The organism is Streptomyces lomondensis (assembly GCF_014651035.1).
GTDB lineage: Bacteria > Actinomycetota > Actinomycetes > Streptomycetales > Streptomycetaceae > Streptomyces > Streptomyces lomondensis.
This window is the reverse complement of sequence record NZ_BMWC01000007.1, coordinates 239,917-260,010: the sequence shown is the minus strand read 5'-3', so window position 1 is coordinate 260,010 and position 20,094 is coordinate 239,917. Positions and strand designations below refer to the sequence as shown.

Genomic DNA, 20,094 nt, shown 5'->3' with positions numbered 1-20,094 from the left:
GGGTCGGAGGTGCTGGTGCTGGTCAGGAGGTGAGTGCGGTGCCGTAGCCCGGCGTGCCGGCCGTCGAGATGCCCGTCGTGGCGGGGCCGAAGCTCGTCGAGCCGGTGGGCGTGGGGCCCGTCGCCGTGGAGCGCAGGGACCAGACCGCGCCGTCGCCGGTGTTCTCGCCCGGCGCGGAGACGGACAGGTCGGCGCGGCCGTCGCCGGTGTGGTCGGTGAGCGTGACGCGCTCGCCGAAGCGGTCGCCCTGCTCGGAACCGCCGGGTACGCCCGCGGTGTTCTGGGTGTACGACGTCGCGCCCTTGGTGGTCAGGCCGGACGCCGAGCCGCGCAGCACGGTGACGGCGCCGGCGGCGGAGTTCTCGCCCGCGGCGCCGATCGCCAGGTCGGCGTACCCGTCGCCGTCGACGTCGCCGAGCGAGACGCCGCTGCCGAAGCGGTCGCCGGTCTCGGCGGCGCCGGGCACCCCGGCGCTGTCCTGGGTGAGGACGAGCGGGGCGCGGCCCGGGTCGCGGCCCTCGGGTCCGCCGTAGACGACGGTGACCCTGCCGCCGAGGGCGCCCGCCGGGTCGGCGGAGGTCTCCCGGTCGTTGCCCACGGCGATGTCGTCGTGGCCGTCGCCGTCGATGTCCCCGACGGCGGAGACGTACCCGGCGGGCAGCTCCTGGAGCCAGTCGGTGTAGTTGCCGATCTCCATGTCGGCGAGGGCGGTGGCGGCGCCGTCGTGCGCGGCGCGGCCGTGCAGGACCACCCGGGGGTGGCCGTCGCCGGTGACGTCGCCCGAGGAGAGGTACCTGACGCCGTACGAGGAGGACCACCGCGTGCCCGAGCCGCCGTTCGCCGCGCTCGTCCTGGTGATCGGGCCGTCCACGAGGGAGACCGTGATCGGGCCGGTGGAGCCGACCGCGACGTCCGGGTCCCCGTCGTCGTCGAAGTCGCCCGCGGCCAGGGCCTGGCCGTACCGGTCGTAGTCGGCACTGAAGAAGCTGAACAGCGAACGGGCCCCGGACAGGCCGGAGTTGGTGCCCCACACGATGGTGACCATGCCGTCGTTGGTGTCGGAGCCGTCCTCGCCGGGCGTGCCGATCAGCAGGTCGGCGTAGCCGTCAGTGTTCAGGTCCGCGGAGGCCAGGGCGGAGCCGAAGGCGTCGTCGGCCTCGGCGGCGCCCGGCATCCCGGCCGTGTTCTGGGTGAGGAGCGTGCGCGTGGAGGTCTTCGGCCCGATCGTGCTGCCGTAGACGACCGACACCGCGCCCGCTCTCGCCTGGCCGGCGACCGTGGCGCCCGGCGCGCCGATCGCGAGGTCGGTGCGGCCGTCCCCGTTGAAGTCGTAGGGGACGGCGGGCGTCGCGGCGTGCGCGGCCGGGGCGGAGAGGGTGAGGGCGAGCGGGGTCAGGGCCGCCGCGAGGACGACGGCGGTGATCCGGGTGCGCATGGGTGTACGTGCCTCACCGGCGAGTCGACGGGCCGTCACTGGGCGACGACCGCACCGAAGGAGGCGCCGCCCTTGAGGGAGACGGCGGTGGTGGTGATGCCCTGCGCGCCGCTCGTGGTCAGGCCGGAGGCGGAGCCGCGCAGGGTCCACAAGCCGCCCGTGGAGTTCTCGCCGCCGACACCGATCACCAGGTCCGCCCTGCCGTCCCTGGTCACGTCGGTCAGACCGACCGAGGAACCGAAACTGTCCCCGGACTCGGCGGAGCCGGGCACCCCGGCGGTGTCCTGGGTGTACGACTTCACACCGCTGCTGGTCTTCAGGCCGGCGGCGGAGCCGAACAGCACGGTCACCGAGCCCGCGTCCCTCGCCGTGCCGACGTCCTCGCCCGGGGCGGAGACCACGACGTCGGCGTACCCGTCGCCGTTGATGTCGCCGGTGCTCACGGCGCTGCCGAAACGGTCGTCGGCCTCGCCCGCGCCGGGCACGCCCGCGGTGTCCTGGTGGACGACGCCCGGCTGCTGCGCCGGGTCCGGGCCGTTCGGGCCGCCGTACCAGACGGTGATCTGCCCGCCCTTGTGGCCGCCGGGCTTGAGGTCGTACGGGTCCGTGGGGTCGCCGAGGACGAGGTCGCCGTAGCCGTCGCGGTTGATGTCGCCGATCGAGCCCGGGTAGCCGTCGGCGTTGGGCAGCTCGGCCATCTTGTACGTCATGCCGGTCCAGCGGAAGTAGTTGATCTGGCCGCCGGTGTCGCCGTCCACGTTGAACGGGTAGACGCGCTCGGCCGCGCCGTCGCCGGTCAGGTCGCCGGCGATCACCTCGAAGGTCGTGCCGAGCTCGCCGACGCCGGAGTGGCTCGACGGGCCGGCTGTCCGGGTGAAGGGGCCCCGGTAGAGGCGGGTGTGGTTCTGGCCGGTGAGCGTGACGTCCGTGTCGCCGTCCCCCTCGAAGTCGCCGGTCGCGATGCCCCGGGAGAAGCCGCCGTACTCGGCGAGCGTCGACGGCTGCGGCAGGCCCTTGCCGCTGGTCAGGCCCGACGCGCTGCCCCACAGGACCGTGCCGGAGCCGATGCCGTCCCGGTCGCCGATGCTCTCGTTGGAGGCGCCGACCACGAGGTCGGAGTAGCCGTCCCGGTCGAGGTCGCCGGTGGCCAGGGCGGAGCCGAACAGGTCGCCCGGCTCGGCGGTGCCGGGCACGCCCGCGGAGTTCTGGGTGAGGACGGCCCTGCGGGCGGCCGAGACACCGGACGCCGAGCCGTACAGCACGACGACCGCGCCGGCACAGGAGGCCGAGCCGACGTCGGCGCAGGGGGCGCCGGCCGCGACGTCCCGGTATCCGTCGCCGTTGAAGTCCCCGGCGAGGCCGGAGGGGGCGGCGGTGGCCGGGGTGGAAGTGAGCAGGCCGGCGGTGAGCGTGGCGGCCAGCAGAAGGGTGCGCTTGCGCAAGGCGGGACTCCGGGTGGGGAAGGGACCGGACCTGGCAGGCCCGGTCCCGGGGGGGATGCGGGGTGGTTCAGGCGGCAACCGACGACAACGCGGCAGCCGCGCGTGCCAGACCCCGCGTCTGCGGCGTGGTCCGAACGACAGGCCCTGGCGCCGGGTCCGCTGCCGTCGCCGTGAGCGGCGTGCCGGTCAGGGTGGCCGCGGCGGCGGTCGCCGGGGCGAGCCGCAGGCGGGGGCGACGGGCCGGGCGCGGCCGCGGGCGCCCTGACGGGCGCTCGTGCTGGTGCATGCGGATCTCCTGCTGCACGCGGGGGATGCCTGGCGGACATCCACAGTCGATGGAGGGCCGGACCGGCCGTGTTCGCCGGGAGTTGTCCGGGCGTTCACGGGTGGTCGGCGATCAGGAGACCCGCGTGGGGGCGTAAGGGTTGTACGTGAGTTCGGTTAATTTCCGAGGCTGCTGGGAGCCTGGGTTCGTCTCACTCGGCGGGCACCGGCCGGTACCGCACGTCGACCGCGGCCTTGGGGTCGCCGCCGAGGAGCAGCTCCAGCCGTACGGGCGCACCCCCGGGGTTGTCGAACAGCCGGATCCCGTCGCCGAGCAGTACGGGCACGATGTGCAGGTCGATCTCGTCGATCAGGCCGCGCTCCAGGAGCTGGCGGCCGATGGTCGGCGAGAAGACCTCCACGTTCTTGCCGCCGGCGGCGTCCAGCGCGATCCGGACCGCCTCGGCGACGTCGCAGTTCAGGAAGGTCACGCCGGGGGTGGGGTGGGCGTCCTCCGGGTGGTGCGTGAGCACGAAGACGGGCCCCTGCCAGGCGCCGCCGTAGATCCCGCCGGGGTCGGGGTAGGCGTCCCACCCGGCCCGGCCGCCGAGCACCGCGCCGGTCGTCCCGGCATACTCCTCGACGAGGCCCGGGCGGAAGGTCGCCCCGGTCATCCAGTCCATGGTGTGGTTCGGGCCCGCCACGAAGCCGTCCAGGGACATCGCGAAGTGCCAGAGCACCTTGCCGGCGGCGGTCTGCGGTTCCATGTCGTCCGACCTCCCCGGGAGGGTCACGGCTGCTGTCGGCGGACGCGGTAGCGCAGGTGCAGCACCCGGTCGCCCTGGATCACGACGTGCGGGTCCTCCAGCAGGTGCTGGGCGTCGACCGACCCGAAGTACCGCTTGCCCGAGCCGAACACCACCGGTACGACGTCCATCGCCACCTCGTCGACCAGCCCGAGCGCGAACGCCTGCCCGCCGACGTCACCCGCCGCCACGCCGATGTCGCGGTCCTCCCCGGTCAGCTCCCTGGCCTTCGCGATCGCCGCCTCCACCCCGTCGACGAAGTGGAACGGCGCGTCCGGATGCCGGCCCTCGGGCCGGGGCCGATGCGACACGACCACCAGGTGCTCACCGGTCGGCGGGACACCGCCCCACCCGTCCGTCATGTCGAACACATGCCGCCCGACCACCAGCGTCCCGATCTTCGCCATGGCCGGCCCCACGTAGTCGGCGGAGGCCTTGGACACCTTGGCGTACTCGTTGAGCTGGACGTCGCCGTTGCCGTACCACTCGAAGAGCGGGCCGACCTGGTCGTCGGCGTCGGCGATGAAGCCGTCGACGGAGACGACGTTGTGCATCACGACGGTGGTCATGCGATCTCCCGCGCGTCCGGGGGCCGGGGCGGCCCTTGTGCATCCATAGACCGCCCCCGCACCCGAAACTCATCGCGGACCGCTGCCCGGTTTCCTCAGGCCTTTTGCAGGTTCTTCGGCCCGGCGCGGTGACGGCCGCCGCCCTGGGGCAGCGCCGTCCGCGCCGTCAGCCCCCGCGACTGCCAGGCGTTGTCGCGGAGCTTGAACAGGGCCCAGTAGCGGGTGGGGCAGAGCAGCACGATGTTCATGAACACGGCCGCGGGGGTGCCGACCAGCCAGGAGCGCCAGCGCTGGCGCGCGGTCATGTCCGGCCGCATCAGCACGTACAGCCCCGACTGGCCGTACCGGACCACCAGGTACACGCCGAGGTACACCAGCGCAATGCCCGGGTTGTGGTACCGGCCGCCCAGAGTCAGGAGCGTCATGACGACGGTCCAGGCCAGCATCACCGGGGTGATGACGAGCTGGAGCAGGCCGAAAGTCGGCGAGATGAGCTGCTTCAGCGACAGCCGCGCGTACACGAACGGCAGCATCCACCACCACGACCGGGCCCAGCGCAGCCGCTGCCGGTAGGTCTTCCTCAGCGTCGTCGGCATGTCGGTGACGACTCCGGCCTCGTTGACCGCCACGACCTCGCCGCGCATCAGCGCCCGCAGCGCCAGCCAGCGGTCGTCGCCGGTGCCGCACTCGACCTCGTAGGCGTCCAGGTGGTCGTAGAGCAGCTCGGCCCGGTAGAGCGCGAGCGCACCCGACGTCGTCTCCAGCGCTCCCAGCATGGAGCGCGAGGACCGCATCATCACGCACGAGGTGCCGATGTCGATGTCCGCGGCCCTGGAGACCCAGCTCTCCTCGAAGTTGCGGACGTAGATCATGCCGGTGGTGGCCTGGATCCGCGGGTTGCTCATGGCCCGGAGCTGCTGCTCCAGCGCGTCCGGGAAGGGCTCGCCGTCCGAGTCGATGGTGAGCACGAAGTCGAAGTGCTTGCCCTGCTCCTGGAGGTGACGCAGCACGGTGACCTGGGCCCCGCGCTTCCCCTTGTTCTCCTGGCGGTGCCAGAAGACGCGGGGGTGCTCGAAGGGCTCCACGGGGTGCTGCCGCGAGCCGTCGTCGATGACGTGGATCTCGTCGACCGGGTGCGTCTGGGCCAGCAGCGACCGCACCGTGCGGTGCAGGTTCTCCGACGGCTCCTCGAACGCCGGGATGATCGCCACCGTCCGGCCGGGCGCCACCGGCAGGTGGGTGAAGGACCGGCCCTTCAGGAACGACACCAGGCAGAGCACGATCACCGTCATGCCCAGCCACCAGTAGAAGGTGAGGACCGGGCTCTTCGACTGCAGGTGCACCACCACGGTGGCGGCGGCCAGGGCCGCCACCACCACGGCGGTCACCACGGTGAACCTCACCCGGGAGGGGCGGGCGTACGAGGCGCTCAAGCGGTCACTCGCTTGCCGCGGGTCGCCATGCGGAAGGCCGCGACGCCGCCGATGACGAGGAGGATGGCTGCGAGCACGATCCACCCCAGAGCCGTTCCGCCGGTGGCGGCCAGGGCGGCTCCGCCCGTGGCGGTCCCGATCGCGGCGCCCACACCGTTCTGTCCGTACATGATGTTCCTCTTTCCTGCTGTTTGCGGGTTTCCTGTGGGCTCTCTAGAGCCGTTCGATGTGCGGTGCGGCGGCCATGACGCCACGCGTGTCGAGGACGTAGGCGGCCTCGGCGGCGAGCCGGACGAGGTCGAACTCGCCGTGCGGGGTGAGCAGGACGACGGCGTCGAAGTCGGCGACGGTGGCTGTGTCCGCGCCCGTCCCGGTGAAGGGGATGTCGCGGCAACCGCCGTCCGCCACCGCCAGATAGGGGTCGACGACGGTCACGTCCGCCCCCATCGCCCGCAGCCGGTCGGCGACTTCGACGGCCGGCGACTGGCGGGCGTCCGAGGTGCCCGGCTTGTAGGCGGCGCCGAGGGCGAGGACACGGGCCCCGTGCACGCTCCGCCGGAAGCGGCGGCTCAGGGCGTCCTGCAGCCGGCGCACCACGTAGTCCGGCTGGCTCTCGTTGATGTCCTGGGCCAGCTCGATGAGCCGGAAGGTCTGCCCGTGCCGGGCCTTGACGTGGTGGCTGAGGTAGACCGGGTCGATGGGCAGGCAGTGCCCGCCGACACCGGGCCCGGGCAGGAACCTGGTGAACCCGAAGGGCTTGGTCGCGGCCAGCTCCAGCGTGTGCCAGACGTCCACGCCCAGCGTGTGGGCCATCCGGGACAGCTCGTTGACCAGGGCGATGTTGACGTGCCGGTAGGTGTTCTCGAACACCTTGGCCAGCTCGGCCTCTTCGAGCCCTGAGGCGGGCACGGTGACCTCGGTGACGGTGTCGTAGAAGTCCTTGACCCGCCGCAGACAGCCCTCGGTCAGCCCGGCGACGATCTTCGGCGTGTTCTCCAGCCGCCAGTCGGCGTTGCCCGGGTCGATGCGCTCGGGGCTGAAGCCGACGTGGAAGTCCTGCCCGGCGACGAGCCCGGAGCCTTCCTCCAGCAACGGTATGAGCACGTCGCGGGTGGTGCCGGGGTGGGTGGTCGACTCGAGGACGACGGTGGCGCCCGGCTCGATCCACTCCGCGAGCACGCGACCGGCGTCCCGTACGCAACTCAAGTCCGGCGCACGGTCGGTGAGCGGAGTCGGAACGGTGATGACGGCGACATCGAACCCCTTGAGGTCCTGCGGGTCGCAACTGGCGCGGTACGCGCCCGAATCCAGCACCGCCCGGAGCCGGCTGTCACCGATGTCCTCGACGTACGACGACCCGGCGGCCAGCGCCTCGCAACGCGCCCGGTCGGGCTCGTAGCCGGTGACCGTATGCCCGGCCTCGGCGGCCCTCACGGCCAGGGGCAGGCCGACATAGCCCTGCCCCAGCACACATATGTGCATGGTGGTTTCCTCACCCCTGAAATACGGCCGTCTGTTCCTGAAGCAGACGGCCGTGGCGTGGTACTGCGTGAGAAGCGGTGTGGGAACGGCACCAGCACCGCGTCACCGGTCGGCCAGGGCCCCCTGCCCCGGCATGCGCGAAGCGCAACCAGTGATCTTCACAAATCCCCCTCATCTGTGGACTTTCATAGTTCAATAACACTTCGCTGAACGGAACCCCCTTTACTGATTCGCAATCTGCGAAGGGAAGTGCCGGGTTGCGGACGTTGGGGAGTGAGGGCACGTCAAGTGCCGTGCAGTGGATGGATCTTCACAACTTCACAGTGACGCGACTCATATGCGGGCGGCGCGGGCGAGTGCACCTGCGAATCGAGTGCGCCCTTCGAGTGCGCCCCTCGTACCACCCCTCCGCGGAAACCCGCGGGACCGTTGTCAGAACCGTGCGGTAGAAAGGGCGTTCGGTCGTGCCGGCTGCCGGCGCGGCTTCAGACACATCCTGTGGGGGGATCTTGTCCAGAACACGGGCGGCCTGGGCCGCCATCGGTACGGCCGCGCTGCTGCTGACCGGCATGCCGGCGGCGCACGCGGCGGAGGCTGCGGAGGCTGCGGAGGGACAGGCGCCGGACGTCCGCTGGGCGAACAGCGTCTCGGACGACCTCGGCACCCTTCAAGTCGGCATCAGCTCCGACAGCGCCATCACGGGCATCAGGGCCCACATCGTCTCCGCGGCCACCCAGCAGGAGGTCGCCGTCGTGGAGAACGACGCGTTCACGCTGGCCTCCGGCACGGCGGACGACGGTGTGTGGAAAACGAAGCAGCCCCTCGACCTGCCCGCGCTCGGCAGCTACGACATCCGCATCGAGGCCACGGACGCGGACGGCGACCGTACCGTCGACAACTCCGCCGGCACGCTCGCCTACTACGTCGCCGCGGTGTTCGAGGACGTGCGCCCCGACCGCACGGAGATCGACACCGACCACCGCGAGGTGCGGGTCGACGGCACGCTGAAGGGACGCTGGCCCGGGACCCGCGAGCTGAAGCCGCTGGCGGACCACCGGGTGGACCTCGACGTGGACTACTGGACGGAGAACACCGTCCGCACCGACGCGGAGGGGCACTTCTCCGGCACGGTCACCGTGAACGACGCGGTGCCGGTGCAGGCCGTCTACCGCCACGACTCCGCGAACCCGTACGTCCTCTACGGCGAGTCCGCGCCGACGCGGATCGGCGTCCGGCAGGTGGCCACGCGCTGGACCTTCCAGTCCCCGGCGGAAGCCCGCACGATCGACTACGGACAGCAGGTCACCGTCACGGCGACGCTGGAGCGCGAGACCCCGCAGGGCTGGGTCCCCTTCGAGGGCCAGAGCGGCGGCGTCCTCTACGAGGCCTCCCAGGGCACGCACTGGGCCGGCGTCGGCTACTTCACCACCGGCGAGGACGGCAAGGTCACCTTCACCCACACCCCGTCGGAGACCGGCACCTTCCGCGCGGCGTCCCACAGCGACGACCCGTTCATCGCCCCGGCGTCCGCGAACAGCCCCGAGATCACGGTCCTGCGCGCCTCGGCCTTCACGTCGTTCTCCGCGACCCGCACGCCGGACCGCGGCGTCCACGTCGAGGGCGCGATGGACTTCCCCGACGGCTGGACACCCGGCACCATCCCGGTACACATCCAGCACTCCCACGACGGCAAGCGCTGGACGACCCTCCGCACGACGGAGGCGGACTGGTCGGGCGAGGGGTACGCGTTCTCGGCGGACATCGCCGATGGGCGACGCGGTCACTACCGTGCGCAGTTCAAGGCGACGGACGTGTTCCGGGGGGCCACGTCGGAGGTGGTGGAGGTGGGGCGCTGACGCGTGTGGAGGGGCGGGGCGCGGCGCCGTCCTGCGAACGGGACCATGAGATGCGGTTGTTGCCCGGACCGGGCCTGGGCAAGATGGATGCCTTCCTGTCGCGCCGCTGCCGCGCCGCGCGTTCACGTTCGACACGATCAGGACGGAAGCATGTCGGGAGAGATCTCGCCCACCGGGAAGCGGTCCGGCCCCGGCTCCACGCCCGAGCTGCGAGCCTCCCATGCCGACCGGGACCGGGTGGTGGACGCGCTGCGCATCGCGGCGGGGGATGGCCTGCTGACCGCGGACGAGCTGGACGAGCGCCTGGAGACGGCCCTGTCGGCGCGGACCCTGAAGGAACTCGCGCCCCTCACCGCGGACCTGCCTCCCGCCCTGGCGGCGGCAGGTGCGGAGGCCAAGGATGTCGTCCGGATCGAGCAGGTCCACAGTGGCCCGATCGAGCGCGCGGGGTGCTGGGTGGTGCCGCGGAAGCTGGAACTCGCGGTGACGTACTGCAAGGTGACGCTTGACTTCACTGACGCAGTGATCACGCACGACACGTTGCGGATCGACGTGGCGATGACAGGAAAGACCCTGACCCTGGTCACGAGGCCGGGCATCGTGGTCGACACCGACGGCCTGCAGCTGGTGCACAGCCGGATCAAGTACCGGCAGTCTCCGACGACCTCCGATCAGCCGGTCACACTGCGAGTGGAGCTGGTCGGCCAGAAGGCCCACGGCCGCGTGGTGGTGCGCCCCTCACGCCGGACGCTGGGTCAGCGGCTGCTGCGCAGGCCGGCGTCTCCGATTCGACCTCCGGCCTGATCATCATCATCCGATTCTGATCTCGTAGCGCAACTGCTGGCCCTGGGCCGACATCACCATACGGTCGACCTGGATCGGCTCGTCGTCGGCGTCCAACGTGAGCCTGGTGAGGCGCAGAACGGGATCCGTCGGGGTGAGCCGCAAGGTCTCCTGCTCCTCGTCCTCGGGCAGGGCGGCCGTTACGTCCTCCCTGACCAGCACGCCGACATGGCCCAGTTCCGCGAGCAGGGTGACGGCTCCACCGCGGATCTTCGCCGTTCCGGCGAGCGGCGTGCCTCGGGCGATTGCGGTCGGGTAGTAGGTGTCGGTCAGTTCGTTCGGCTCGTCGTCGAGGAGGATCAGGCGGCGTCGAACGACGACCGGCTCCCCGTCCGGAACCCCGAGAAGCCGCGCGACCTCGGCCGGCGCGGGGACCTCACCGGCATGGACGATGCGCTGGGTTCCACGTCGCCCCTGGGCCGCTGCGTCCGCGCTCCAGGCGTCGCCCTGTTCTCGCTTGCGGGGCGTCAGATACGGCATCGACGTGCTCGTCCACGTGCTGGCGCTCACGGTGTCCTCCCGTTGCCTGCGTGTCAGCTGCCGATCAGGCGGCTGTCGAAGCCGGCGCGCAGGAGACGCTCGTACGCGTCGTAGACCTCGCCCGGCACGTCCTGCTCTACGGCGAAGCCGAGCTTCGGGTACTCGATCACCCGTTGCAGGTCGCCGACGAGCATGTCGACGACGAGCTTCTCGTCGCCGATGACTTGATGTAGTCGTCCAGCTCCAGCGGCTCGGAGGCGCAGACGACGTCGGCCTCGGGCCAGAGTTTGCGGCAGGTCGCGTACGAACGGCGCTCCATGTACGGCTTGGAGATCAGCAGCAGCGACTCCACCTCGATGTGCGCAGCAGCCAGTACCTCCCGGGAGAAGGTGATGTTCTGGCCTGTGTTCGCGGCCTTCGGCTCGACGAGGATCGCCTCATCCGGAACGCCCAGACTCAGGGCGTGCTCGCGGTAGTGCACGGCCTCGCCGCGTGGGAACCGGGCGCGGGTCGTGGGGCTGTTGCCGCCGCTGAACACCACGACCGGAAAGAGACCGGCCCGGAACAGGCCGGCAGCTGTGGTGGCCACCCCGAGGTCGTGACTTCCCAGGCCGATCGCCGCCGAGCAGGGGCGCGCCTCATGCCCCATCTGGTGGTAGTCCCAGATCACCGTCGCGTCGTGGAACTGCTCGCCGCTGATGTGACGCTGTTGGTGCTCCGGCACTGCCACTCCCTGCCTCATCCCTGCTGGGCTCCTCGGATGCCCTCGATGCTGCGCAGCTGGTGACTCAGTCCGTACCGGCGAGCCACCTGTGCCGCCCGGTCGAGGACGGACAGCCCATCATCCCGGGGCATCGCATCGGACAGAAGGATGTGCCCGTAGGCGGTGTCCAGCCGCACCCGCTGCATCGGGGAGTCGACCGTACCCGTGGTGCGCGCGATGTCGATGCAGTGAAGCCTGGTCAGTTGACTGCACTAACTCAGGCCACGGCTCGACTCGGAGGCGGTGCATCAGGAGCATCGGGGCATGTCGTTGTCGCATGAGTCCTCCCGGGTACATCGAGATCTGATGGACGGCCGTGTACGGCTGTCGCGGATCGGGGCGGTTGCTGCTGGTACGTCGGTGTCGTTGCCGTGGCTAGTGGTGGATGGTGCGGGGCGTGAGGTCGAGCCGGTCAGCAGCTATCTCCGGGACCGCCTGCTGGGGGACGTGAGTCCGCTGACGTGCCGGAGCTACGCCTACGACCTGCTGCGCTGGTTCCGGGTGCTGTGGACGGTGGACGTCGGCTGGGAACAGGCCACCGAGGCGGAGGCGGCCGCGCTGGTCGGCTGGCTGCGCTCGGCCCGCAATCCACAGCGGCAGCGACGACGTGAGGGCGGACATCCACCCGGGGCGGTGAACCCCACGACCGGCAAGCGAGTCCTGGCGGCGGGCTATGCCCCAGCCACGATTGCGCACAACCTATCGGCGGTTCACGGCTTCTACGCCTTCCACTTGCACTTCGGACGCGGGCCGGTGCTCAACCCCGTGCCGGAGAATCGGGCCCGCCGCGCGACGCTTGCCCACCGGTCGCCGCTGGAGGTTCCTGGCCGGCACCGCCGGGGCCGTCTGCGTCCGAAGGTTCCCGTCCGTCAGCCGCGGGCGATTCCCGATGCCCAGTGGGAGGAGTTGTTCGAGCGGATGCGGTGCGCCCGGGATCGGGCTCTTCTGGCCTGCTACGTCTCCTTACCTGGCGGCCTACCTCGACGATGCCGGCCTGCCTGACGACGGCGGACCGATCTGGCGCACTCGCCGTGGTGAGACGCGTCCGCTGACCTACTGGGCGGCCCGGCGGATCCTCCAGCGGGCAACCGAGCAGTTGGGCATGAACTGGACGCTTCATAATGCGAGACACACGGCGGCGACCCGGTTTGCCCGGGATCCGGCAATGACTCTGGCGGAGGTGCAGACGATCCTTCGGCACGCGCATATCACCACCACCGCCCTCTACACCGTGGTCGGCCTGGATGACCTGGTCGACAAGCTCGCCGAGCACTACGGCCGCCCGGCCCAGCCGGCCGCGTGGTCCCAGCAGTACGACCCACAGGACGTGGCGGTGGTGTTCGGTGCCCGGTAGTCAGGCCGGCAACAGCGCCCGGGTGAAGGGACCGACCACCGGACGGGTGCGCCGCCACTCCGTCGAGATCTACGAGCGGGACTTCAGCTTCAAGCCGACCGCGGTGGAGCCCGCACCTCCGCCGACGCCCATCCACCCGCCCCGTCCACTGGGCGAGCTGTCGACCGCTTCCATCGAAGACATCGCCGAACTGGCCGGGACGGTCCTCGGGACAGGATCCGGTATCGCGAAGTGGACGACGGAGATGCAGCGGCTGCTGGAACACCTGCAGGAGTTCCCCGGCGCCACGTGGCAGGAGCGATGGGAGGCCGCCGGCCTCAACGAGCGGGGACGCCAGGCCCAGCAGCTCTACCAGGGCCGCAGCAAGGCGATCAAGAGCACCATGAACACCTCCGCAGGCCACGCTTTCGCGATGCGCCTGATCCAGCCGTCGCTGCTGGCCTTCCGCTCCTATCGCTTCTCTCACTACCTGCGCTGGTTCCGCAGCATCGCCAAGGACCCGGTGCTGGAGGAGTTCTGCGAACGGACCCTGTCCCTGAACGTGAGCCGCCAGTCGATCCGGCGAGCCCAGTTCGACGTGATCGTCCCGTTGACCGTCTTTGGGATCCACATCGCCGACCTGACGCCGGAGGCCTTGCTCTTCTACGCGACGGAGTCCAGGAAGTACGGCGTCACCGCTGGCGAGGCGGGCGGGGACGGCTGCTTCGCCGCTACCCAGGCCTGGCCGATCCTTTCCGACATGGGGCATTTCCCGGCCTCGACCCCGCGCACGCTGCGGGCCGCCGTGGTCAAGGGCCAGCGTCCCGTCGCCGAACTCGTCGATAAGCACAAGATCCGCAACCAGGGTGTTCGCGACCTGCTGATCCACTACATCAGCCGGCGCTCGGTCGAGGTCGACTACTCCACCCTCCAGGCCCTGGTCACCAACCTCGTCCGGCTGTTCTGGAAGGTGATCCAGGACTTCAACCCGGACCAGGCCGACCTGCGGTTGTCCCCCGAAGCAGTCACCCACTGGAAGGAGAGCCTGCTCGTCCGGCCGGACGGCAAGCCGCGGCTGCACGTCGAGGGCCCCTTCCTCGCGGTCCGCGCCTTCTACCTGGACCTGCACACCTGGGCAGTCGCAGAGCCGGAACGTTGGGCCCAGTGGGTGGCACCTTGCCCGATCCGCGATGAAGACCTGCGCTGGTTCCACGTCCGCCGGCGCCGTGTCCAGGAGCGGATGGCCAACCGCACGCGGGAACGCCAGCCGCTCCTGCCGATCCTGTCCCAGCACGTCACCGATCAATGGCAGCGGCAACGCACGCTGCTGGAGAGCGCCCGCGCGGTCGGGCTCGGCGAGCACTTCACCGTCGATGGGACCGAGTGGCAGCGCGTCTCCGCGAAGATCGACGCCGAACGCCGGGACCCGACGACCGCGCCGATCCGGGCGGTGAACCGGGCAACGGGGAAACTGGTACAGCTCACGCACACCGAGAACCAGGCGTTCTGGCAGTGGGCGATCGTGGAGACGCTCCGGCTGGCCGGCCTGCGTGCCGAGGAGCTGACCGAGCTGACTCACCTGAGCGTGCGCAACTACCAGCGCCCGAGCGGTGAAGTCGTCGCCCTGCTCGTGATCACACCGTCCAAGAGCGACCGGGAACGGGTGATCCCGATGTCCGCGGAGCTGTTCCACGTCATCGCCCAGATCATCCGTCGTCACATCAGCGCGCACGGCACCGTTCCGATCTGCGTCCGCTACGACCTGCACGAAAAGGTCTGGAGCGAGCCGCTGCCCTACCTGTTCCAGAACGTGCACGCCGGGGGACTGCGGGCGATGTCCACCACGACGATGTGGCGGATGATCCGCCGGGCCGCCGACGGACTGATCGATACCGATCCCCGGTTCGCCGAGGTGAAGTTCGCTCCCCACGACTTCCGCCGGCTCTTCGCGACCGAGCTGGTCAACAGCGGCCTGCCCATTCACATCGGCGCAGCCCTGCTCGGCCACCTCAATATCCAAACCACTCGCGGCTACGTCGCGGTCTTCGACGACGACGTCGTCCGCCACTACCAGCAGTTCCTCGACCGCCGACGAGCACAACGACCCCAAAGCGAGTACCGCGAACCGACCAAGACGGAATGGTCGGAGTTCAACGAGCACTTCGACAAGCGCCGCGTCGAACTTGGCTCCTGCGGCCGCCCCTACGGAACCCCCTGCCAGCACGAACACGCCTGCATTCGCTGCCCGATGCTGAGCATCAACCCGAAGATGCTGCCCCGCTTGGACGAACTGGAGGAGGACCTCCTCGCCCGCCGCGAGCGCGCCGTCGCCGAGGACTGGCGAGGAGAGATCGACGGCCTCGACCTCACCCTTACCTTTCTGAGAAGCAAGCGCGAACAAGCACGCCGCTTCGAGCGAACCGGACCGGTCCCGCTCGGACTTCCCGCAGTCCCTCAGTAGTGTCTTTGAACTCTGGCCGTGACGTGCCTACGACCGGAGGATCTGGTGTGTGGGTGCTGGTGGTGCGGCTCGGGCGGCTTCCCCAACACGCCGAGGCACACCTGAACTGGGCGTTCATCACTCTCATGACCCGGCGTCTGACCCGCACCGGCCTCCGCCCCGACAGTTGGACAAAGAAGGCCGGGCCCCCCGCTCAAGCGCGACGGGGAGCACCGACGTCAGGTGTTGGTGAGCTGCGCCGAAACGGCTGTCTCCGTGACTACACCCGTTTCGTCCCCGAACCTTGCGGCAGCGAGCCCTCCGCCCTGGCGTGGGGAGAGCCGATACGGTCCATCTGCCTCCAGGTCTTGAAGATCACCGGGCACAGCGTGACGAGCAGATACACACCGCCGACCGCCAGCAGCGCATGAGAACCGAAGGCGAGACCCTCTAATGATCACCTCCGAGACCAGCACGAGCGTGTCAATCTCCACCCACACCAGCGGCCCGACCTGCGAGTTCAAGATGAAACGATCTCAATGAGTGGGTGTCGAGTGCTCGGGGAGCGCTGGCCTTCGGGCTGGGTGCTGGCGAAGGTGCGCGAGGGCCGGGGCCAGGCTCGGGGTGTGCTGCACGCCCCGGACTGCGAGGAGGCGCCGCAGGGGGCGCCGCTGCTCGATGTGGAGCACGCGTTGAACGTCGCGGAGAACCCGGGGACCCAGCTGTGCACCCTGTGCGGAGCCGGGCAGGAGCTGACGCCTCTCCTGAGCGGCTTTGAACACATCACCAACTCCGCCCCCGGCCACTCCTAGACCCCCGGCCAGCGCACCGTCGGCGAACCAAGCACGGCCTCCAGGTGCGGTAGGCGCCAACGGCTGCAACCGACGTCCAACCAGAACGAGCGGTCACCGGGGCTGCCTATTTTTGGCATTTCCGACGAACAAGTAGACGGCCCCGAATATGCATAGCGTCATAACGAGAACGACCCAGCCGCCGGAATTTCCTGCCACGATAAGGAATACTGACAGGACTACTCCAGCTACCGCGAAAAGGGCGGTAAATAGCATCCACCTCTTCACTGCTGCGCGCTGTTCCAGCGACCATCCAACCTTTGGCATTTACGATCCCCTTTTTCCTCGGCCCTGCGGCGGGGCGCTGGCATGCCCCGCCGCAGGATCCCGATCTCTCTAGCCTCCGCTAACAGCGTTGGAGGCAATCTGTCCGGCACTCCATGAAATCGCGTAGCATCCAGCGGTGGCTCCCAACGAGCCTCCCACCGTCGCTGGGGCTGACGCAGCGACTGCCGTTCCGCACGCAGCCCCAGCAAGTCCACCCACTACTACTCCAGCAACGTCGCCCCACAGCGCTTGAGTATCTCCTTGTACCAGGTGAGCGATACCTGTAATGCCATCTCCGACCAGACCCAGAGCGTCTATGAGTCCGAGTCCGGACGGATCGATATTGTTGATGGGATCGCCGCCCGCATAAAGGTACGGGTTCTTCTCCTGGCCGGAGGGGTCGGGCTGGGTGAAGCGGCCGAGGGTGGGGTCGTAGTAGCGGTGCCCCAGCTTGTACAGGCCCGTCGGGTCCAGGTAGGCGCCGGTGTAGCGGTGCGGCTGGGGGACGGCCTCGGTGGTGGTGCCGCGCGGCAGGCCGGTGGGGCCGTAGGCGTAGGTGTGGGTGCGCTTGCCCGTGTCGTCGACGAGGCCGAGGACGTTGCCCGTGGCGTCGGTGAGGTAGTAGTAGGACTTCCCCCCAGTCGTCATAGAGTTCAAGGTGCCCGCCGGTTCGCGGATGAATCCGGTGTCGACGCCGTTGGTCGTCGTGGACGCCAGACCGAGTGCGGTGTGGTGGAACCACGTCGAACCCAGCTTGGTGCGCTCGGAGTTGGTCGTGCCCGCGTGGACCAGGTCGTAGCTCTTGCCGGCGGCGGTGATGCCGGAGAGCTGGCTGTAGTCCGTCCAGCTCTCGTTGGTCCGGGCGGTGGCGCTGGCGCCGGCGGTTTCGTTGCCGAGCTTGTCGTAGGACCAGCCCGTGGTGGAGCCGTTCTTCGCGGTCAGCTCGGAGGCGTCGTCGTAGGAGTAGGTGGTGCCGCCGGGGCAGGCGTTTTTGGTGCCGTCCTGGGAGGTGAGGTTGCCGGCCTTGTCCCAGCAGTACAGCCACGACGCCTTGCGCGCGCCCGCGGAGTCGGCTTCCAGGGCGTAGCGCAGGCGGTCCTGGGAGTCGTAGTCGTAGGTGGTTTTGTTCTTGGTGAGGTTGTCGGTGCGGGTGCGAATCTTGGTGGTGTCCTTGCCCGCGGTGTTCTTGTAGCTGTAGGCCAGGTCGATCAGCGTCGTCGTCCCGGAGGTGGTTTTAACGGCTTCGGGGCGGCCGTTGTCGTCGATGTCGACGGCTTGGGTGGTGCCGCCGGGGTAGACGGTCTTGGTGCGCTTGTCGTTGTTGTTGTAGTCGAAGTCGGTCTTCTTGCCGTCCGGGGCGGTCAGGTAGTCGAGGCGGCCGGCTTTGTCCCAGGTGTAGTCGGTCTTGCCGGTCGGGTCGGTGTAGTAGTCGACGTCGCCGGCCGGGGTGTAGGCGAGGGCGGTCTGGGCGCCGTTCTGCAGGGTGCGGATGCTTTCGCGGTTGAGCTTGTCGTAGTCCCAGCCCGTGGTGCCGGAAGCGTCGGTACGGGATTTGACGTTGCCGTCGCCGTCGTAGGAGTAGGTGACCGTGGCGTTGGTGGAGGACACCTTCGTCACGCGGTCGCGGTTGTCGTATGTGTAGAGGGTCTTGACGCCGCGTCCATCGGTGACGGTCTCCACCCGGCCGAGTGCGTCGTAGGTGTACTCCGTTTTGCCCAGCGGCGCCGGCGGGGTGACCGTCTTGAGGTTGCCCTTGGCGTCGTACACGAAGGAGGTGACCTTGCTGTTGCCGTCTTTCGCGGTGCAGCGCTGGCCTTCAAAGCCGCCGCACTTGGGGGTGGCTTCGTTGTAGGTGTACTCGCGTGTCCCGCCGGCCGTGCCCGAGGTGGTCACCGACATGGTGTTGCCGTTGGTGTCGTACTTGAAGGTGTCCTTGCGGCCGTCCGCAGTGGTGAAGTCGTTCGGCAGGTCGGTGCCGGCGATCGTCTGGTATTCCGTCACGGAAGCCGTCGCCCCGAGCGGGAGCCGCTGGGAGATGGCGTTGTTGCGGTCGTCCCAGCCGTAGGTGGTGGTGTTCCCGCCCGTGCCGTCCGTACCCGAGCCCATCGCGTCGATCGCGGTCTGCAGCAGATGGTTGGTGTACTTCGAGTGGCGGGAGTGGCCCAGGGGGTCGGTGACCTTGCTGACCTCGCCGTCCGCATTGTGCAGGTACTTGGTGGCATCCCCGTCGGGGTCGGTCACCGTGGTGGTGCCCGCGTCGGACGGGGTGGCGGCCGTGTAGTCGTAGCGCCAGGTCGGGCCCTTGTGACCGTCGCTCGAGGACTCGGTGGCGCGCTGCATGGAGGAGACGCGGTTGTGGGCGTCGTAGGTGAACAGCGTGACGGTGCCCTCAGGGGTGGTCACCTTGGTCAGGCGGCGTGAGGAGTCGTACTCGTAGGCGGTGGCCTTGCCGTCGGTGTCGGTGACCTTCGCCAGGTTGCCGGCCGCGTCCAGGTCGAACACGGCCGTGCGACCGGTGTGGTCCTTGGCCTGCCACTGGCTGGCGTCCGTCTTGACCAGGTCGATCCAACGGCCCGAGCGGGTCTCGGTGAGCTTGAAGCCGTTGTGCTCGCTGCCCTCGTCGTGCTGGTCGACGGTGATCAGGCCGTCGTTCTTGTCGGTGACCTTCGTCAGCGTGCCGTGCTCGTTGAAGGTGTCACGGGTGCCGGACTTGCGGTCGGTGAGGGTGTACGTGCCGTCCGCGTTCTTCTTCAGGTCCTTGGAGTAGCCCGTCGGCGTGGTGTAACCGCCGGTGGAATTCTCCTTGAACCGCAGCGTGTTGCCGGTGGCGTCAAAGACGACCACCTCCCCGTCACCGACCTGGAGGTAGCGCTCGTAGGCCTGCCACCAGCGTTGCGACACCTTCCCCCACGGCGCTTCGAGGGAGTTGTACGTCCGGGTGAGCTGGAGCTTTTGGCCGACACCGGCGATGTCGAAGTCAGTGGCGGCGAGCATCAGGTTGCCGTTGGAGACGTTCACCCGCGCCACCAGCGCGTCATTCAGGCGCGTGTCGATGATCCGGTGCCAGGGCACCTCGCCCTGCCCCTCCGGGGTGTAGGGCGTGGCCTCGGCAGCGGCCGCCGCGCGGGACGCGGCCCCCATGGCTTTCCCGCCGGCGGCCCGAGCCTTCTGCGCCGCCCGCCAAGCTGCGACTTCGGCGGACGGCTTGGCCTCAGCCTCCGAGTCCGGCGCTTTGACCGACCCGGCCGGCGTGGCAGGAGCCTCGACCTTGGTCGGCTTCGTCCACGGACTCTCCGGCTCCGGCAGCTCCGGCTTCGGAGCCGCCGCCAGACCAGGCGCTGCGGCGATCACTACGGCAGCCGTAGTGATCGCCGCGACAAGAGCGGTTCTGTGTGTTCCTCGGGCACGCCGCAGCGACGTGCTTCCAGCACGTAAATGCATCAGCTTCCCCCCACAGGAAGTCAGACAGACAGTCAGAACCGGTGACCCACTCGGTCACCTCGGCCACACAAGCTGTCACGAGACGCACACAAACCGACGAGCCGTACCCCGCAACATCCGTCTCATGCGGGCCGGAATCAGACCCACCACTTCGACTGGGCGAATGCGGACACTGTGGAGTAACCCGTCACTACTCAAAGGAGGAATTGTCCATTCCATTACCGATCCGAGCGGGCACACTGACCGAAATCCTTCGACTGCATCTCAATCAGCACATCTCATGCCACAACTGACTATTTTTCGGTCAAGTTCAGACCTAGCCGGGATATGCACAGAGAGCGCTTACCAGCCACCCTCTTGCCGCACCAACCCCGCCTCCAACCGGCTCG

General features: G+C 69.3%; 15 protein-coding genes and 2 pseudogenes. 6 read left to right on the top strand and 11 right to left on the bottom strand.

Annotated elements, in window-relative coordinates; genetic code table 11:
- Positions 1-22 precede the first annotated feature (22 nt).
- The 7 genes from IE255_RS24235 to IE255_RS24205 form a co-directional block, all read right to left on the bottom strand.
- Entirely contained in the window at positions 23-1,435 is a 1,413-nt protein-coding gene (locus IE255_RS24235) for an FG-GAP repeat protein (RefSeq protein ID WP_190052475.1), read from the bottom strand.
- 35 nt (positions 1,436-1,470) lie between these two features.
- Positions 1,471-2,877: an FG-GAP-like repeat-containing protein gene (locus IE255_RS24230; RefSeq protein ID WP_190052474.1), complete on the bottom strand. Its 1,407-nt coding sequence runs from the start codon at positions 2,875-2,877 to the stop codon at positions 1,471-1,473.
- 476 nt (positions 2,878-3,353) lie between these two features.
- Entirely contained in the window at positions 3,354-3,908 is a 555-nt protein-coding gene (locus IE255_RS24225; protein ID WP_190052473.1) for a dihydrofolate reductase family protein, read from the bottom strand.
- Positions 3,909-3,931: 23 nt separating this feature from the next.
- Positions 3,932-4,516 (bottom strand): dihydrofolate reductase family protein, encoded by a 585-nt coding sequence (locus tag IE255_RS24220; RefSeq protein ID WP_190052472.1) that lies wholly within the window; start codon positions 4,514-4,516, stop codon positions 3,932-3,934.
- A gap of 95 nt (positions 4,517-4,611) precedes the next feature.
- Positions 4,612-5,949, bottom strand: a complete 1,338-nt coding sequence (locus IE255_RS24215) for a glycosyltransferase family 2 protein (protein ID WP_190052471.1) — start codon at positions 5,947-5,949, stop codon at positions 4,612-4,614.
- A complete protein-coding gene (locus IE255_RS24210; protein WP_190052470.1) occupies positions 5,946-6,119 on the bottom strand; it encodes a peptidase in 174 nt (57 codons plus the stop codon). Before IE255_RS24210 ends, IE255_RS24215 begins: the two co-directional genes overlap by 4 nt.
- Positions 6,120-6,162: 43 nt before the next feature.
- Complete coding sequence (locus IE255_RS24205; protein ID WP_190052469.1) at positions 6,163-7,431, bottom strand: nucleotide sugar dehydrogenase; 1,269 nt, start codon at positions 7,429-7,431, stop codon at positions 6,163-6,165.
- Between the two features lie 509 nt (positions 7,432-7,940).
- On the opposite strand from IE255_RS24205, the gene IE255_RS24200 reads away from it, so the two are divergent.
- Positions 7,941-9,287 carry a hypothetical protein gene (locus IE255_RS24200; protein WP_229906543.1) on the top strand — a complete coding sequence of 449 codons (1,347 nt, stop codon included), beginning with the start codon at positions 7,941-7,943 and terminating at the stop codon, positions 9,285-9,287.
- 150 nt (positions 9,288-9,437) lie between these two features.
- Entirely contained in the window at positions 9,438-10,091 is a 654-nt protein-coding gene (locus IE255_RS24195; protein ID WP_190052468.1) for a DUF1707 SHOCT-like domain-containing protein, read from the top strand.
- Positions 10,092-10,097: 6 nt separating this feature from the next.
- Here IE255_RS24195 and IE255_RS24190 read toward each other — a convergent pair whose 3' ends face one another.
- From IE255_RS24190 to IE255_RS39315, 3 genes and pseudogenes are all read right to left on the bottom strand, one after another.
- Positions 10,098-10,640, bottom strand: coding sequence for a GntR family transcriptional regulator (locus IE255_RS24190; protein ID WP_190052467.1), 543 nt, complete (start codon positions 10,638-10,640; stop codon positions 10,098-10,100).
- A gap of 23 nt (positions 10,641-10,663) precedes the next feature.
- A pseudogene (locus IE255_RS24185) lies at positions 10,664-11,352 on the bottom strand (YdcF family protein).
- Positions 11,349-11,567 (bottom strand): annotated as a pseudogene (locus IE255_RS39315) (hypothetical protein); the annotation flags it as partial. The pseudogenes IE255_RS39315 and IE255_RS24185, both read right to left, overlap by 4 nt.
- Positions 11,568-11,637: 70 nt before the next feature.
- On the opposite strand from IE255_RS39315, the gene IE255_RS39310 reads away from it, so the two are divergent.
- The 4 genes from IE255_RS39310 to IE255_RS24170 all read left to right on the top strand — a co-directional run bounded on the left by IE255_RS39310 (position 11,638) and on the right by IE255_RS24170 (position 15,958).
- The gene (locus IE255_RS39310) at positions 11,638-12,375 is read left to right on the top strand and encodes a site-specific integrase (protein ID WP_229906579.1); all 738 of its coding nucleotides are present in this window, start codon (positions 11,638-11,640) and stop codon (positions 12,373-12,375) included.
- The gene (locus IE255_RS39305; protein WP_229906542.1) at positions 12,263-12,727 is read left to right on the top strand and encodes a tyrosine-type recombinase/integrase; all 465 of its coding nucleotides are present in this window, start codon (positions 12,263-12,265) and stop codon (positions 12,725-12,727) included. The genes IE255_RS39310 and IE255_RS39305 overlap by 113 nt, the downstream gene beginning before the upstream one ends.
- The gene (locus IE255_RS24175; protein WP_229906541.1) at positions 12,618-15,167 is read left to right on the top strand and encodes a tyrosine-type recombinase/integrase; all 2,550 of its coding nucleotides are present in this window, start codon (positions 12,618-12,620) and stop codon (positions 15,165-15,167) included. Before IE255_RS39305 ends, IE255_RS24175 begins: the two co-directional genes overlap by 110 nt.
- Before the next feature lie 518 nt (positions 15,168-15,685).
- Complete coding sequence (locus IE255_RS24170) at positions 15,686-15,958, top strand: DUF6233 domain-containing protein (protein WP_372487541.1); 273 nt, start codon at positions 15,686-15,688, stop codon at positions 15,956-15,958.
- Positions 15,959-16,333: 375 nt separating this feature from the next.
- On the opposite strand, the gene IE255_RS24165 is transcribed toward IE255_RS24170, so the two are convergent.
- Positions 16,334-19,612: an RHS repeat-associated core domain-containing protein gene (locus tag IE255_RS24165; protein ID WP_229906573.1), complete on the bottom strand. Its 3,279-nt coding sequence runs from the start codon at positions 19,610-19,612 to the stop codon at positions 16,334-16,336.
- Between the last annotated feature and the right edge of the window lie 482 nt (positions 19,613-20,094).